A 16,024-nucleotide genomic window follows, 5' to 3' on the forward strand; every position below is an offset into this window, starting at 1 on the left:
AAGCGCTTCCTCACCGCCGCCCAGCGGTGGCACGTAATATCCGAAGCCCGCTTTGGGGACCGTGAGGGCCGCAAGCTGGTCAACGGCGTTCCGGTCGAGAACGTCTTTAGCTTTCTCGAATGTGAGCCGCCGCTCCTCCCTTGGTTGCGCATCAACCTGCTTCCAAAAATACGTGTCGTCCGACTTCCTGTAGAGAACGATAATGACTGGCAGGTTTGATCCGCGCCAATACGTGAGATCGTCGGGGCGGATGACATAACTAAAGCTGGTTTCGTTTTCGGAAGAGTGGCGCGATGACTCCGTGGCCTTGACCTGGACAGCGATCATACGGGCCAGCGGCTTGCCGTTGTCCATCACTTCCGCAATTCCATCGACGCCCGCTTCTAGTCGGGAGCGACCGTCGAATTGGAAACCGACGTTGAGGAAACGGAGACGCACAGCGGCTTCGCCTTTTAGGCATCCATCGACTTTAGAACAATTCAAGAACGTCGTTAAGCGGTATTTCGCGTCCAAACGAGCTCCCCACAGGTTAAGCGGGACGCAATCGGGTCGGGCCTGCTTACCGGGGACAAGGTCATAGGTTCAAATCCTACCCCCCAACCAAGATTTGATCGTTTATCAATCCATTAGACCGCGTCACGGCGGTCAGCCTATTGAGGTAGGAGATGAGGCGGGTGGCGGCGAGTTAGAACACCAGGTGTGAACTTCGGGCAGCTCCACGCTGTTCTGAGCGCTGAAATTGGCGAGCGTCCGTTCGCGTTCGACTTGTTGGACGCAGCATTAAGGCAGCCATCATTGTTTTACCTGAAGCCGGAGACGCTGAACAGGAATGTCGAGGCGAGCGCAGCACTGCTCGCTCTCACCAAGCAGGCATTCGTGGCCGCCGCAGTGAAGCAGCCACAACTGTTTTACCAGAAGCCAAAGACCCTGAACCGGAATGTCGAGGTGAGTGCGGCGCTTCTCGATCTCACCACGCGGGCATTCGTGGCCGCGGCGTCGAAGCAGCCACAACTGTTTTACCAGAAGCCGGAGACGCTGAACGGGAACGTCGAGGCGAGCGCGGCGCTTCTCGATCTCACCAAGCAGGCATTCGTGGCCGCCGCAGTGAAGCAGCCACAACTGTTTTACCAGAAGCCGGAGACGCTGAACGGGAACATCGAGGCGAGCGCGGCGTTGCTCGGTCTTTCCAAGCAGGCATTCCTGGCCGCCGCAGTGAAGCAGCCACAACTGTTTTACCAGAAACCGGAGACGCTGAACGGGAACGTCGAGGCGAGCGCGGCGCTTCTCGATCTCACCAAGCGGGCATTCGTGGCCGTAGCGTTGAAGCAGCCACAACTGTTTTGCCAGAAGCCAGAGACGCTGAGCGGAAACGTCGAGGCGAGCGCAGCATTGCTCGGTCTCAGCAAGCAGGCATTCGTGGGCGTCGCCTAAGCAGCCGTCACTATTTTGCCTGAAGCCGGAGACGCTAGAACTTAAGAAAGTTTACATCACGAGTATCAACGAAGCCCTCGGCAACACCGACGATTTCGCATCGTTCGTTAGAAGCGCTTCGGCCGCACTAACCTGCAGCAGGACCCGCTTGCATGCTTGCTACGTTCTGGCCAAGCTCGGTCTCAAGCATGGTGCCCTTAGCACCCTCGTAGCGTTACCAAGCCGCAAAGCCGAGGCGCTTTTGCACGGCCATTACACTCAACGCATGGCCGCTACCGGCAAAGGCAAAAGAGCACTCCAAATTATGCACGCCGCCGGGCTCATCAAGAACTTGCCAACCGGTATATCTCCCATGCCCCGCGACGGAAGAATGCGCGTGCGTTGTAACGACGTGCGTTTAAAGGCCTTCACCGCGGGTTGAGCTCTCGCACAATCGTTCGGCCTTGCGGCGAACGTGCGATGACCAGGTCAACGCGCCGACGCAAAGCGCTCCCTGTAAGCGGTCGGGCTTAAGCCCATGCGCCGCTGAAAAAGCCGGCGAAGGATTTCGGCGCTGGTGAAGCCGCAATGCCTGGCAATGGTTTCGAGCCGATGCTCGCCGTCCTCAAGAGCGCGGCGCGCGGCATCGAGGCGCGCCCGTTCGACGAAGACGCCCGGCGGCGCGCCGGCTTCACGCTGGAAGTTGCGCGCGAAGTTGCGCGGGCTCATATGCACGCGTTCTGCAAGCGCCTCGACGGTGAGATCGGTATCGAGGTGATTGAGAATCCATCGCTGCAGCATCGCAATCGGACTATCGCCATCGAGCTGCGCCGCGAGATGGGCGCTGAACTGCGACTGCCCTCCGGGCCGTTTGAGGAACAGCACCAGTAACCGCGCGATGGCAAGTGCGACGTCGCGCCCCAAATCGTCCTGCACGAGAGCCAGGGCGAGGTCCATACCCGCGGTTACGCCTGCCGTCGTGTAAAACCGGTCATCTCGCAGAAAAATCGGATCGGGCTCAACCCGGATCGCGGGGTAGCGTCGCGCCAGTTCATCGCAATAAGCCCAATGCGTCACGGCGCGTCGACCGTCCAATAAGCCGGCTTCCGCCAGCAGGAAAACACCGGTGCAGATTCCGCCCACCCGGCGGATTCCTCCGGTGGCGTCCCGGAGCCAATCGACACAGGGCTGGCGGCTCATGTCGGCGACGACGGGCGACCCGGCCACCAGCACCGTATCGAGTTCAACAGGTGCGGGTGTGGCAATCGAACGCGTCGCGATCAATCCGACACCAGAGGAGCCGTCAATGGCGCCAAGGCGGTCGGCCCAAACGTCGATCTGGTAGGCGACAGGGTTTCGAGGCGAGCGTTCTGCAACGATCCGGTTCGCTGCGGCAAAGACCTCGAGCGGTCCAATTGCGTCGAGCAGCTCAATGCCCGGGTAAGCGAGAATGCCGATTTGACGCGGCCTCGGCTCGCTCGCGGGCATGCGGTGGTTTGCAGCATCTGCCTTCATGATTGCACATTATGCCGGAATGCGGATCGCTGTGCCAGAGCCGTCGCATTTGTCGCAAAACGTGGGGTCAATGGCATGTTGGAAGGCGATCCTGGTTCGCTAGGTTCAAGCGCAACACGAGGATGCCTTCCCGCAACCATACCAAGGAGAACTAAGATGATGACGCTTGAAACCACACCCACGCAATTCGTTGAGGCTGCCGGCACACGTTTTTCCTACCGCTGGCTGGGTCCGCGGGTCGGAATCCCACTGATCTGCCTGCAACATTTCTCAGGCAACATGGACGCCTGGGATCCGGCGGTGGTGAACGCTCTCGCCAAGGACCGTCCCGTCATCGTCTTCAACAATGCGGGCCTCGGCCGATCGAGCGGCACCACTCCGGATAACGTCGCACAGATGGCAGCAGACGCCGCGCGCTTCATTGCAGCACTTCACTTTTCCAAGGTCGATCTGCTCGGATACTCGCTGGGCGGCATGGTCGCTCAAGTGTTGGCGGCTGAACATCCGAAGCTCGTTCGCAAGTTACTACTGGTCGGCACGGCGCCGCAGGGCGGCGAAGAGCATCTGATGGAGGTGCTCAAAGAGGCGCAATCGCACAAGGAAGCACCCGATCCTCGCCTTCCCCTGTTCTTCACGCCATCGGCGGCCAGTCAGGCCGCTGGCGTGGCCTTTCTGAAGCGCGCGAGCGCTCGAACGGACGACAGGGACCCGGACAGCAGCCAGGCGATCATGGGGCAGCAGGCCAAAGCGATCATCGGCTGGTGCGCCACAAAGGATCCCGGCAACAAGATTCTGAGCGCCATCGACCAGCCGGTTTTAATCGTCAGCGGCAGCAACGACACGATGCTTCCCGACAGCAACGCGTACTTCATGTTCAAGCATCTGAAGAACGCGCAGATGACCCTCTATCCCGACGCTGGTCATGGAGCGCTATTTCAGTATCCGGAGCGCTTCGTCAATCACACCGAGCTCTTCCTGTCCGAATAGCGCAAGGGGCTAACGCAGCCTCGCGGCCCAATTGCCAACACTCGACAGAAGGAATTTGAGGATTGGGGATTTGTTCGTCTTGTTGTACGCGATGAACAAATCCACTGTGGGTTCCTCTCCCTTGGCCGGCCGGGTAGCAATCGTGCTCGGCAGATAGGATTTCGTATAGGACGGTAGCAGCATCACCGCGCGGGTCGACGTGATCATCGAAATTGCGTGGACCACATTGTGCACTTCATACTTCGGCTTGAGATCGACGCCCGCGCGATTGAAATACTCCAAAACGGTCCGACGTACGACAGGCGCCGCTTTGGATGGAAGACAGAACTCATCGTTCTGAACCTCTTCAGGAGCAACGGCCTGCTGCGAAGACAGGCGATGGTCGCTCGGAAATGCAAAAACCAAGGGGTCCGTGCGCACCCGCGTGCAGACCACGTCCTCCAAATGTTCTTCCTGGCGTATAAACGCGGCATCGAGCTTGCGCCTTACCAGGGCTCTAGCGAGTACGGGCGAGTAGTCGCTCGAAAGCCGGATATCGATATCAGAAAATTCCTCGCGAAGGACGCGCGTTACTTCGGGCAACAGACCTATTTCGGCCCCCGACATGAAGCCAAGAGCAAAGGTCGGCTGCGAAAGCTGAGCCGCGCGCAGGGCCGCTTCTGTTGCCGCATCTACCTGAAGCAGCGCCTTGCGCGCATGATCCAGAAACGCTTTGCCAGCCGAGGTGAGCTCAATGCCCTGAGCGCCACGGGTCATCAGTTGCGTGCCGACTTCCTGCTCAAGATCGCGGATTTGACGGCTGAGAGATGGCTGGGATGTGTTGAGCGTCTGCTCGGCGGCAACCGTCAAGCTGCCTGCATCGGCCACGGCGATGAAGTAACGCAGATGTCGTAGCTCCACGATGCCCTCCCATGTCTCAGAGGCATGGGGCCAGCTTACAAAGTCTTTTTAAGACCGGCCAGCGATCTGTATAGCAGGCCGTCTATTATTCTTGGCTGCCTTAGCGAGGTGTGGCGTGCCGTTGGCTCGATGTTGTCGAGCTCGGCACGAAGGGCAGTTCATTCCCCTTGCTGGAGCTAGCGAATGGCTAAACGCTTCGGAGTCCTCTTAATGTTCTTGCTGCTGATGGCGGGAACGAGCGAAGCTATGGCGCAAACCCCATCCAACGAACCGCGAGCGAGCCTCATGGAAACAGACGTCACGAAGATCAAAGAGGCGCTGCTCGGAAACTGGGAGAGCATCGCAACCGAAGTTCGGCCTAGCAAAAATCCCGACGGGTCGCTGAAGCCGTTCTATCTCAAGCGCGCTTTCAAATACCTGCCGTCCGATCGGTTCGAACTGAACGTCGTCAATTCGGCCGATCCCAATGGGGCCGTACCGCTCGCGCAGATCAAGATCGTCGGGCACATGAAATGGCAAGGCGCGCATCCAATCGCGCCTGGCGCCCAGAAGGTCGACTTCATTGCCGATGAGGCTTATGAGGTGACACCCCTGGTGCAAGGTTTTGTCGATGTGCTCAACAAGGTCGCGTCGGACGGCTACGCGCCTTGGACGGTCAACGCATCGCAGAGCATCTTTGGAAAGACGTTCGTTCCCTTCGGTTTGAAACAGGGGACGAATTTCATGGAATACGATCTTGTGTATCTCCGGGGGGATTTACTGTTCTGGGGTGCTCGCAACATTGACGGCCGTGGATTTGATACCGAGCAGAACCGTCCCACCAACCTGCAGATCCCGCTGATACGTAAGTAATCTGCGGGCCCTGCAACTGATCGCTTTCAGAGTGCAGGTCGCTTCATGGCTGGGTCGAGAGAACCCGAAATTCCTTCACAAGTTGGCAGAACGGCCGTCGTCACAGGCGCGACGGGCGGTCTCGGGTACGAGGCGGCATTGGCTCTCGCCAAGGCTGGCGCTGAGGTCATTCTGACCGGCCGCGACGCCGGCAAGGGACAGTCAGCTATCGACAAAATCGCACGTGATGCGATCGGCGCCAACGTCATCTACGAGCATCTCGACCTCGCCAAGTTCGCATCGATCACAGAATTTTCTGACCGGATGCACGCTCGGCCATCGCTTGACCTCTTGATCGCCAATGCCGGGGTGATGGCGCTCCCGCGCCGGCAGACCACGGCGGACGGCTTCGAGATGCAGTTCGGAACCAACTATCTCGGTCACTTCGCGCTCACGACCAGGCTGTTGCCACTTTTGCGCCGCTCAAGCGAACCGCGCGTTGTTCAGGTCAGCAGTCTGGCGCACCGGGCCGGGTCGATCGATTTCAGCGACCTGCAGGGCGCGCGCCTATATTCGCCGTGGAAAGCGTACGGGCAATCGAAGCTCGCCTGTTTGATGTTCGCCCTTGAACTGCAACGTCGCAGCGATGCGGCAGGCTGGAATCTCGTCAGCAACGCCGCGCACCCCGGATTTGCTCGTACCAACCTGTTCGCGCACGGTCCGGGCGGGATGCTTTCTTTCGCGACCGATCTTGCGGCTCCATTCTTCGGCCAATCGGCATCGGACGGCGCGCGCCCGATCCTTTTTGCGGCGACGAGCCCTCAAGCAAAGCCTGGTGCCTACTATGGCCCCGGAGGGATAGGCGAATTGCGCGGTGCCCCGGCTCGCGCGTTGATCATGCCTCAGGCGAGCAACGCCGCCGCGGGCGCCAGACTTTGGGATGTTTCCGAAAAACTGACCGGCACGACGTTTCAATAGCGGTCTGAAAATGCGCCTTGCAAAGAACGTCATCGACATCGGACTTTCGACAAACAACCTGGAACCAATGTTGCGGTTCTGGCAGCAGGATGCCGCTGTTGCCTTCGATCATGTCTTGCCGGTTCGCCGGGGGCAGAAACAGTATAGGCATCACGAGCAAGGTTCCGTCATCAAGCTCAACCACCATGTTGAGCCGTTGCCCGACGCAGCGCCCTGCGGTTATCGCGAACTGGTCATCGCGCGAGAGGGCTTGCGGGCGCCGCAACGGATGGTCGATGCCGACGGCAACCGTGTCCGACTGGTGCCGCCGGGATTTGAGGGCGTCACTCAGATAGCGATCGTCGTAGCGGTCCGGAGCCTCCGCGACCACCGGTCATTCTATAGCGAGACCTTGGGCTTTCCCGAACAGTCGTGGTCGGGCGGGCTGGCCTTTCGCCTGGGCGAGAGCCTCCTGCTTCTATCGCAAGATACTGCCGCGACCGTCGATGCGCCTCGTCAGGCACGCGGCTTTCGCTACATCACCCTTCAGGTCACCGATATCGACGCGGTGCATGGAGAACTGCGGGGCAGGGGCGTGCGCGAGGGTCTCGCACCGATAACGCTCGGAGACGTGGCGCGAATATCGATGCTGCTTGATCCGGATGGCAATTGGATCGAGCTCTCTCGTCGGGCCTCGATCGTCGGCAGCCTGACTTAGCAGCGTAGGAGATCCGTGATGTCTGAAGCCACGCATGAAACTGTCCCCACCCAATTCATTCAGGTGCGAGACGCTCGCATAGCCTACCGGCGTTTCGGAAAGCTGGGCGCGTATCCACTTCTGCTCCTTAATTACTTCGCGGCAAACATGGACGATTGGGATCCACGGATCACCAACGGGCTTGCGGCCTCGCGCGACGTCATCATATTGGATTATCCTGGAATCGGGCGTTCGACGGGTGCGACCCCCTCAACAGTCGCCACGATGACGCACGACCTCGTCGGCTTTTGCCTTACGCCGGGGTTAGACATCTTCGACGTCGTCGGCTTCTCCCTTGGCGGCATGATCGCGCAGCAACTCGCCTTTGAATTTGGGGGCATGGTGAACCGGATGATTCTGCTGGGCACCGGGCCGCGCGGCGGCGAAGGCATGACCTTCACCGAGCTTTCGATCGACGAATTGAGCGATCCGGAAAAGCTGCTGATGAATGCGTTCTTCACGCCAAGCGATGCGAGCCAGGCGGCAGGACGCGCTTACCTTGAAAGATTGAAGCTGCGTGTCTCCGATCGAGACGAGCCTGTGTCCACGAAGGCAGCGATTGCTCAGCTCGGGTCTATTCGCGAATGGGGTACGATCCCCTTGGAGAACCGCTTCGCGATGTTGGCTCGATTCGTCAGCCAACGCTCGTCGTGCACGGCAGCAAGGACGTAGTCGTCAAGCCGATCAACGCCTTTCTTTTGGTCGAACACCTCCCGAATGCGCAACTGATCATATATCCGGACGCGAGCCACGGGACGCAGTCGCAACATGCTGAGGTGTTTCTCAAGCACACGCGACTGTTCCTGGAAGGATGACGCGCCGGGACCACACGTCTACGTTCTGACAAGAGGAGCATATCCATGGTCAACGCACAGGAAGATCGCCACGTCAAAACCGTCTTGAACGCTTTCGATATCCTGTTCAACAAGCACGACTACGCCTCCGCCGAGCGGTTTTGGTCTCCGCATTACATTCAACACAGCGCGCATATTCCTCCCGGCCGGGAAGGTCTCTTTGGCCTGGTAAAGAGTTTGCCCGCGACACTGCGCTACGACAATCACGTTGCGGCAGCGGCGGGCAATTTCGTAATTCTTCACGGGCGGTTCAGCGGCCATGGCCTGCCGGCGGCATGGGTTGTTGCCGACATTGTACGCATGGAGAACGATGTGCTCGCAGAGCACTGGGATGTCATCCAGGATGAAGCCACGCGGGCGCAGTCGCAGAGCGGGCGGCCCATGTTCGGCGACCAATTTCCGGCTTAAGGGAGATCGGTGAAGCACGCTTCCGAGTAGTGATCGAAATCGTCTTGCACGCTCGAGGAAACGGACGGGCGATAGGGTCGTTCCGCAATGGCTGATGACGCCGGATGCGTTCGCCGAGGCCTGCAAGGCACTGCTTCACCCGCTGAGATGCCGGTTGCTGCGGATCGCGAGTAATCCCAACCCGGTGTACGCGCGGAGAGGATCAACGAATGGTCACCGGTTTCTGGGTTGGAGCGAATCCCGAGCGAAGCAGGGATAGAATCTGCTTCGCAATGACGGCAGGAGGATCGTCCTTGTCTTTCTTGAACCAGAACAGCGCCCAGGATAACGCGCCGATCATGGTGAGCCGAAGGTAATGCTTGTCGATATCGCTGCGAAGCGGGAGATCGTCGATAAGACCAATGAAGATGCGCTCGTACTCGTCGCGAAGAGCGATGACACGCGCCTTGATGCTTTCCGGATAATGCCAGGGGGGCATCAGGAACAATGCCTGATTTGCCCGCCGCCAATCGAGCAGGCCGGAAACGTGAGCCACGCAAGCCGTCTCAAGGCGCTGCCACGGATCGGTCACCGGTGCGATCACATCACTGACCCGGTTCAAGAGCTCGACGCCGCCTTTCTCCCAGACCGCCCAGAGCAGTTCCTCCTTTGAACTGAAATGATAGTATATCGAGGCCGGCTGCATGCTGGCGGCGGCGGCGATATCGCGCATGGATGCACCGTCGAAACCCTGTTTGTTGAAGAGGGTCTCGGCGACGGAAATGATCCGTGCGCGCGCCTGCATGCCCTTCGTGAGACCATCCCCTTGAGACACTACCTCTTTGTTCACGCGCCGTTTTTTTGCCTTCGCAGGCATTTTGGTTGGCATGGGCGGAATTTTCACCTCTTGGGCATTGATTTTCTAACGAACGTTCGGTAAGTAAAAACCTAACGACTGTTCAAAAACATTAGCAAGCGAATCTCCAGGGAGGAAGCGATGGCCGTGCCGGCGCGACTGGATGCCTACATCGAGACCGAAAAGCAGCGGCACTTTTCCCGCGATTTCATGATCGGCTGGGAAAACTATGAAACCTGGGAGCAGGCCACCGTGGGCGATTCCGGCCCCGGATTGCGGACGTTTCGGATCGCCGAAGAAGACATCGTGTCCTACAACCGGGCCTGCGGCGAAACCGACCCAATGATGATCAACCCCGTCTACGCCCGTCAGAACTCGCCGACCGGCGAGGTTCTGCAGCACCCTGTCTTCGTCACCACGATCGCGTTCTACAGTCTCGGCGAAAAAGGCATAGGAACCTGGATCAGGACGCCAGGTGCTCGCAATCCGCAGCAGCGCATCGAAATCATCGAGCCCTTCCGTTACGGCGAAGTGATCACGACAACGGTCACGACGGCCGACAAATTCGTCCAGAGAAACAAGCCGTATCTGCAGATGCTTCTCGACTTCCACAACGAGAAAGGCGTGCTGAAGGCCCGCTGGTGGTGTTCTTTGATCCTTCCGCAAACGCAAGCCGACGTGGCCCGCTTCGCCAACGCCTGATTGAGGATTTCAGATGATGACCGTTCCGACGTTCAGCCAGATAGAAGCCGGATATGAGTTTCCGGCGGTAAAGCAATCCTATGTTCAGTCCGCGATTGATCATTATGCGCTTGCATCGCTCGACATGAATCCGGTCCACACCAATGAAGAATGGGCTTCACGCGCCAAGGTGTTCGGCATTCCAGAGACGGTCGGGCACGGCATGATGACGATGTCGACCCTGGCTTCGGTCGTCACCCGCGGTTGGGGCGTCGTCAACAAGGAGGGCGGCAGCATTCGCTTTGTCGATGCCAAGTTCACCAAGCCTGTAAAGGTCGGCGAGACCGTGACGGCGACCGGAACAGTCAAGCGCAAGCACCATCACGGGCCGGGAAAGAACTGGGTTCAGATCGCGATCGAGGCCAAGGATTCAACCGGCGACCTGATAGGCCTTGCTGAGGTTGGCTACAACCTTCCGGACTGACCTAAAAAGGCGATCCAAGGTTGCTCTGACGTTCGTTCAAGTCGTCCACCGAGGCAAATACACGGCAACACGAAATAGACAACTAAAGCACGTCGAGGGGGGCAAACATGCCGAGCCGGATTGGCGATGCGCTACGCTGGTACGCGACGTATACGCCGCAAAAGACGGCTATCATTTCCGCGCAAGGTGAGCTGTCTTACGCCGAGCTATGGTCACGTGTTCGCCGCCTGGCAAACTCCCTCTCGAAACTTGGTATCGATCCTGGCGATCGGATCGCGCTTTTGCTGCAGAACAGCGGCCGGTATCTCGAACTCTATCAGGCCGCCGCCTTGCTCGGCATCGCTGTGGTGCCGTTGAATTTTCGCTTCGTTGCCAGCGAAGTCGAATATGTCGTCAATCATTCTGGCGCGAAGGCACTGTTCTTCGATGCAGCTTTTATGCCGATCATCACGTTGCTGCAGGACACGTTGCCGACCATCGGCAACAATTACATCGTGACCGACAAGGACGACTTAGCGGAGGTTCATTCCTATGAGCGCCTGATCGATGCCGGCCAGGATGTTGATCCTGTGGTGCCAGCCGATCTCCATGCCTGCTATTTCCAGGGCTACACCTCGGGCACGACTGGCTTCCCAAAAGGCTGCGTCAACCCGCATCGCGAATTTGCCGATTGCTTGCGGCGCATGGCCACAATTTACGGCATCACACCTGATGACAGGGAATTGGTCGCAGCCCCTTTGTTTCACGAAGCACCCGCACTGTTCTCGCTGCTGCAGTTGTTTCGCGGCGGGACAGTCATCGTCACCAGCGACAGCACGCCGGCAAACGTCTTTTGCCTCATCGACAAGCATCAGGCGACCTGGGCTTTCATGGTCCCCACCATGTGGGCCGTCATGGTGACAAGCCAAGAGATCGACAAATTCGATCTCGGCTCATTGCATTCGGTGATCAGCGGAGGCTCGCCCCTTCTGACGCACACTAAGGAGGCCTTACTCAAAAGGCTTCCGCGGGCAGGGTTACATGAATTCTACGGTGGGACCGAAGTCGGTCTGGTGAGCAATCTCGGCCCGTCTGATCAGACACGCAAGGTTCGCTCGGTAGGTCGTCCCGTGATCGGCATGTTCGTCGAATTGCGCGATGAGGATGGTCATCCTGTCGCGCCGGGCGACATCGGGGAAATCCATATCGGTGGTGCGACGCTGATCAGGGAATATTTCAACAACCCGCAAGCGACGGCAAGCGCAAGGCGCGGTGATTTCTTTACCCTTGGCGACATGGGGCGCTTCGACGAAGAAGGGTACCTTTATATCGTCGATCGCAAGAAGGACATGATCATCAGCGGCGGCGAAAACATCTTCCCCAACGACATTGAGGACGTGCTTTACAAACATCCGGCAGTGCATATGGCGGCGGTCATCGGAGCGCCGGACCCGACATGGGGCGAGATCGTCGTCGCGGTCGTCACCAGGCAACCCGGTTTCTCCGTCAGCGAGGCCGATTTGATCGCCCACTGCAAGGGATCGCTATCGAGTTTCAAGGTGCCGAAAAGAATCGATTTCGTCGAACAGCTGCCAATGTCCTCTTTTGGAAAAATACTCAGGCGTGAGGTGCGAAGCCCCTATTGGGAACGCCAGAGCGTTCAAGTCTAGGAAATGGACGGTGCAACACGCTCTCCGGCTGGGCGGGGCCCGTCTCGCAGAGCCATCCAGATGATGGTTGTAATTTATTGATGACTGCGATTCGTTCGAATGCTTGTCGACGCTGGCCCAAGACGTTCCGATCAGCCATAGTGGCGCCACGATGAAACCACAGCCAAATAAGCCGGTCCTTGCGAGCGATTCCGAACCTCGGCACGTTGGCATTCTCGCGTATCAGGGTGTCGCGTTGCTGGACGCCGTCGGTCCGCTCGAGGTCTTTGCCGCTGCCAATATCGTTCTCGGCAGGCGTTCACCGCCCTGCGCCAAAGCTTACGAAGTTGAAATCTGGTCCGAGCATGTCGGAGCCATTGACGGATCCTTTGGCGTGAGCTTGAACGCGACGCGCTCGATCGCGGCGCCGTCCCCTTTCGAGCTCGATACCCTTATCGTGGCGGGCTCACCTGGCGCTGGCAATCTGGTATCCAAGCCTTGTGTCGATTGGCTCCGGGAAGCCGCCGGTGGAATCCGCCGGGTGGGCGGAGTCTGCACGGGGGTTTTCCTGCTGGCGGAAGCGGGCCTTCTGGATGGCCGCCGCGCCGTGACGCATTGGGCTTTTTGCGACGAACTGAAACGGCGCTACCCCGCGATCCAAGTCGAGCCTGATCCGATTTTTCTCAGAGACGGCCCGTTCTACACCACGGCCGGCATGACCGCTGGCATGGACCTCGCTCTTGCCTTGGTGCAGGACGATCTCGGACGCGAAGTCGCGCTTGCGACGGCCCAGCTGATGGTATTTTTCCTCAAGCGCCCTGGTGGCCAATCGCAATTCAGCGCCCATCTCGCGGCGCAGCTCGATGGCGACGGTCCAATCGCCGAACTTCAGCGCTGGATTCTCGACCATCTCGATACCGACCTTACCATCGATGCACTTGCGGAACGCGCGCATATGAGCCTTCGCACCTTCGTGCGCAACTTCGAGCGCGAGGCCGGCACACCGCCCGGCGTCTTCGTCGAACGGGCGCGCCTCGATGCAGCGCGCCGCGCTCTTGAGGATGGCGAAGACCAACTTGAGATCATTGCCAAGCGGTGCGGCTTCACCAGCGCCGAAATCCTCCGCCGTCTCTTCCAGCGGCGTCTCGGCGTGAGTCCGACCGCCTACCGGGAGCGCTTTCGATCGGCGCGCTGAAGGACTGAAGAGGCGGGAGGGTGTTGTGCGCCTTGAAGGTGAGGGTGGTGGGCTCCAGCCTGACCACGAGACCGGCGCCAATCCCATCTTTGGCACGAAACGTGGGACCAATGACCTAGTCCGATATGGAGCCGTCTTGGTAGACTTCGCGAGCATGTTGAGCGGGGGGACCAATGGAAGACGCAAAACAGATCGCCCTTCGCGCGTTGACAGGCGCCTTCATCGACCGGGACCCGAGCGTCGTCGAGCGCTATTTCGCCCCTGATTACGTTCAGCATAATCCCGCCATTCCGAACGGCCGGGCCGCCATTCCCGGCCTTATCGCCAGCTTGAGCAAGGATTTTTCCTACGAACCCGGCATGGTCGTGGCCGAGGGCAATCTAGTCATGGTGCACGGCCGCTACGTCGGGTGGGGACCAAAGCCAATGGTGGCGGTCGATATTTTCCGCGTGGTGAACGGCAAGCTGGTCGAGCATTGGGATGTGTTGCAGGAAGAAGTGCCCGCATCCGCGACGGCGAGCGGCAATCCTATGTTCAGCCCGGTTGGCCGCGGCTCGTAACTGGCCAGGCGTGTCGGTACGCCATCGAAAACATCGAGAGCAGCTGTGAGTTAGGCGCGCGAGCGTCACCACGAGCCGACACCAGAACCTAAAGACCGGCAGCGTCAGCGACTTCTTTAGACGCAGTATAGCCGCTCCTTAAAGGGGCGATCGCACGCATTCGAACCGTCGCCGCTGTCGACTGCAATGCTCCCTCATGTCTTTCAAGCATGGGGCCAGCCAACAAAGTATTTTTCAAGCCGAACAACGAACTCTAAAGCGAGGGCGCGCACCTCCCATGCCGTGGCTTTGCGATGTCTTTGAAATGATCGCACCGACCGATCGGAAGACGCTCAATTCGCATCGACTCGTATTTTGGCAGGGAAGGTGGGGCCTATGGCATGGTCGAAGAGCGCCGCCTCGTTAGAATTCTGACCTGTAGCAACGAGAACCGAATGGAAAAGCGAGAGAACAACATGTCCACCTATCGCGCAGTGCATGTAGTGAGCAAAGGCAAGCTTGAGCTTGCTCAAAAACCTCTGCTTGATCCGCCCGCAGGCCACGTCCGCATCCGCGTCGAAGCCTGCGGCGTGTGCCACTCGGACGCCATAACCGTGGATGGGCTCTTGCCGATCCAGTATCCGCGAGTGCCCGGCCACGAAGCGGTCGGAAAGATCGATGTCATCGGCCCCGGCGTTGAAGGCTGGCACGTCGGTCAGCGCGTCGGCGTCGGTTTTCTCGGCGGCAGTTGCGGGTATTGCGAATACTGCCGCGACGGCGATCTCGTGAACTGCACAAACCAGGCTTTCACCGGCGTACAGCATGATGGCGGTTACGCGGAGGTGATGATCGCAAAAGCGCGCGGGTTGATGTCCGTGCCGGACGAATTGTCATCGGTCGACGCAGCGCCGCTACTGTGTGCCGGCATCACGACGTTCAGTGCGCTCAGAAATTCTCCCGCGCGGGCGGGCGACCTGGTCGCGATATTCGGAGTAGGCGGCCTTGGCCACCTCGGTGTGCAATATGCGCGTCATATGGGATTTGAGGTGGTCGCGATCGACCGCGGCGCCGACAGGGCCGAACTCGCGAAGAAGCTTGGCGCGCACCACTATATCGATGGCTCGACCACTGATGTCGCAAAGGCGCTCGAGGCGCTCGGCGGCGCTTCAGTGGTGGTGGCGACCGCATCGGGCGGCAAGGCCGTCGCCGCTGCGCTCAGTGGCCTGAGGCGCGGCGGCGTTGTGATTTCGCTGGGCGCGACCGACGAGCCGATCGAACTGTCAGCGTTTGAACTTCTTTTCAAAGGTTTGGGTGTCGAGGGCGCGTTGACGGGGACACCTTCGGCTGGCGATGCCACGCTCAAATTCAGTGCGCTTAGCGATGTCGCCGCCATGGTCGAAACCATGCCGCTCGAACGGGCCGCTGAAGCTTACGCCAGGATGATGTCAGGGCAAGCGCGCTTCAGGATGGTTCTCACCATGGTCTAGGCAGCATCGCCCGTAACAGCAGCCCCAATGGAGGTCACAATGAGTAATAGCCCGGACTTGAAGGCAATCACCAAGAAGTTTTTCGCGGCTTACGATGGTCACGACGTCGACTGCATGTTGGCCCTTTGCGCTGATGGCGCGCAAGGACGGTATCTTCCTTATGGCAAGAAGAGCGTCATGCCGATCCGAGGCGGCCTTGAGCAGATTTGGCGTGGCTTGCTGGGAGCCGTGCCGGATTTCGGCGTCGAGGTCGACGAGATGATCCAGGGGGAAGGCAACATCATTGTGGTGCAGGCGCTGCTCGGTGGTGCCATGCCGGCGGATGTTCCTGGCCTTGTCACGAAAGGCAAGTCCGATCGCATCGCTCACGCTTACATCATTCGCTACGACGCGTCCGGCAAGATCAAGCGTCTCGATTGCTATTGGGACAACACCGCCATCAACGCAATCATGGCGAGCGCTTTGTAGAGAAATTCCGTCGAAGGACGGGATAGGTCAATAGGTCAAACTTTCGAGGGAGAGCGGCGCTGGGCGTCGAGCCTTCGAGAGAAGTAAA

The 16,024-nt window shown here is 59.2% G+C and carries 18 protein-coding genes; 14 read left to right on the top strand and 4 right to left on the bottom strand.

Features of this window, described 5'->3' with window-relative positions:
• Window positions 1-513: DUF4365 domain-containing protein (locus tag ABSE61_RS29925; protein WP_423874772.1), on the bottom strand; the 513-nt coding region annotated here is incomplete at its 3' end.
• 282 nt (window positions 514-795) lie between these two features.
• Here ABSE61_RS29925 and ABSE61_RS29930 point away from each other — a divergent pair.
• Window positions 796-1,431: a hypothetical protein gene (locus tag ABSE61_RS29930; protein ID WP_423874773.1), complete on the top strand. Its 636-nt coding sequence runs from the start codon at window positions 796-798 to the stop codon at window positions 1,429-1,431.
• A 468-nt stretch (window positions 1,432-1,899) separates the two neighbouring features.
• Here the strand turns inward: ABSE61_RS29930 and ABSE61_RS29935 are convergent, their stop codons facing one another.
• Complete coding sequence (locus ABSE61_RS29935; protein ID WP_423874774.1) at window positions 1,900-2,925, bottom strand: GlxA family transcriptional regulator; 1,026 nt, start codon at window positions 2,923-2,925, stop codon at window positions 1,900-1,902.
• 159 nt (window positions 2,926-3,084) lie between these two features.
• On the opposite strand from ABSE61_RS29935, the gene ABSE61_RS29940 reads away from it, so the two are divergent.
• A complete protein-coding gene (locus tag ABSE61_RS29940; protein WP_423874808.1) occupies window positions 3,085-3,912 on the top strand; it encodes an alpha/beta fold hydrolase in 828 nt (275 codons plus the stop codon).
• A 9-nt stretch (window positions 3,913-3,921) separates the two neighbouring features.
• Here the strand turns inward: ABSE61_RS29940 and ABSE61_RS29945 are convergent, their stop codons facing one another.
• Window positions 3,922-4,812 carry a LysR substrate-binding domain-containing protein gene (locus tag ABSE61_RS29945; RefSeq protein ID WP_423874775.1) on the bottom strand — a complete coding sequence of 297 codons (891 nt, stop codon included), beginning with the start codon at window positions 4,810-4,812 and terminating at the stop codon, window positions 3,922-3,924.
• A 285-nt stretch (window positions 4,813-5,097) separates the two neighbouring features.
• Here ABSE61_RS29945 and ABSE61_RS29950 point away from each other — a divergent pair, with 285 nt between their 5' ends.
• The 5 genes from ABSE61_RS29950 (at window position 5,098) to ABSE61_RS29970 (ending at window position 8,619) form a co-directional block, all read left to right on the top strand.
• On the top strand, window positions 5,098-5,664 hold the full coding sequence (locus ABSE61_RS29950; protein WP_423874776.1) for a hypothetical protein: 567 nt from the start codon (window positions 5,098-5,100) through the stop codon (window positions 5,662-5,664).
• A gap of 45 nt (window positions 5,665-5,709) precedes the next feature.
• Window positions 5,710-6,621, top strand: a complete 912-nt coding sequence (locus ABSE61_RS29955) for an oxidoreductase (protein WP_423874777.1) — start codon at window positions 5,710-5,712, stop codon at window positions 6,619-6,621.
• Window positions 6,622-6,631: 10 nt separating this feature from the next.
• A complete protein-coding gene (locus ABSE61_RS29960) occupies window positions 6,632-7,318 on the top strand; it encodes a VOC family protein (RefSeq protein WP_423874778.1) in 687 nt (228 codons plus the stop codon).
• 18 nt (window positions 7,319-7,336) lie between these two features.
• Entirely contained in the window at window positions 7,337-8,029 is a 693-nt protein-coding gene (locus ABSE61_RS29965; RefSeq protein WP_423874779.1) for an alpha/beta fold hydrolase, read from the top strand.
• 188 nt (window positions 8,030-8,217) lie between these two features.
• On the top strand, window positions 8,218-8,619 hold the full coding sequence (locus tag ABSE61_RS29970) for a nuclear transport factor 2 family protein (RefSeq protein WP_423874780.1): 402 nt from the start codon (window positions 8,218-8,220) through the stop codon (window positions 8,617-8,619).
• Between the two features lie 202 nt (window positions 8,620-8,821).
• Here ABSE61_RS29970 and ABSE61_RS29975 read toward each other — a convergent pair whose 3' ends face one another.
• Complete coding sequence (locus ABSE61_RS29975) at window positions 8,822-9,502, bottom strand: TetR/AcrR family transcriptional regulator (RefSeq protein WP_423874781.1); 681 nt, start codon at window positions 9,500-9,502, stop codon at window positions 8,822-8,824.
• A 93-nt stretch (window positions 9,503-9,595) separates the two neighbouring features.
• Between ABSE61_RS29975 and ABSE61_RS29980 the strand changes: the two genes are divergently transcribed.
• The 7 genes from ABSE61_RS29980 to ABSE61_RS30010 all read left to right on the top strand — a co-directional run bounded on the left by ABSE61_RS29980 (window position 9,596) and on the right by ABSE61_RS30010 (window position 15,936).
• Window positions 9,596-10,156, top strand: a complete 561-nt coding sequence (locus ABSE61_RS29980) for a MaoC family dehydratase (protein ID WP_423874782.1) — start codon at window positions 9,596-9,598, stop codon at window positions 10,154-10,156.
• Window positions 10,157-10,169: 13 nt separating this feature from the next.
• Window positions 10,170-10,619 (top strand): MaoC family dehydratase, encoded by a 450-nt coding sequence (locus ABSE61_RS29985; protein WP_423874783.1) that lies wholly within the window; start codon window positions 10,170-10,172, stop codon window positions 10,617-10,619.
• A 107-nt stretch (window positions 10,620-10,726) separates the two neighbouring features.
• Entirely contained in the window at window positions 10,727-12,268 is a 1,542-nt protein-coding gene (locus ABSE61_RS29990) for a class I adenylate-forming enzyme family protein (RefSeq protein ID WP_423874784.1), read from the top strand.
• Between the two features lie 151 nt (window positions 12,269-12,419).
• Window positions 12,420-13,442 carry a GlxA family transcriptional regulator gene (locus ABSE61_RS29995; RefSeq protein ID WP_423874785.1) on the top strand — a complete coding sequence of 341 codons (1,023 nt, stop codon included), beginning with the start codon at window positions 12,420-12,422 and terminating at the stop codon, window positions 13,440-13,442.
• Between the two features lie 173 nt (window positions 13,443-13,615).
• Window positions 13,616-14,002 (top strand): nuclear transport factor 2 family protein, encoded by a 387-nt coding sequence (locus ABSE61_RS30000; RefSeq protein ID WP_423874786.1) that lies wholly within the window; start codon window positions 13,616-13,618, stop codon window positions 14,000-14,002.
• A gap of 455 nt (window positions 14,003-14,457) precedes the next feature.
• The gene (locus ABSE61_RS30005) at window positions 14,458-15,468 is read left to right on the top strand and encodes an alcohol dehydrogenase catalytic domain-containing protein (protein WP_423874787.1); all 1,011 of its coding nucleotides are present in this window, start codon (window positions 14,458-14,460) and stop codon (window positions 15,466-15,468) included.
• A 39-nt stretch (window positions 15,469-15,507) separates the two neighbouring features.
• Entirely contained in the window at window positions 15,508-15,936 is a 429-nt protein-coding gene (locus ABSE61_RS30010) for a nuclear transport factor 2 family protein (protein ID WP_423874788.1), read from the top strand.
• The last annotated feature ends 88 nt before the right edge of the window (window positions 15,937-16,024 follow it).

Source organism: Bradyrhizobium sp. (assembly GCF_049519115.1).
Classification (GTDB): Bacteria; Pseudomonadota; Alphaproteobacteria; order Rhizobiales; family Xanthobacteraceae; genus Bradyrhizobium.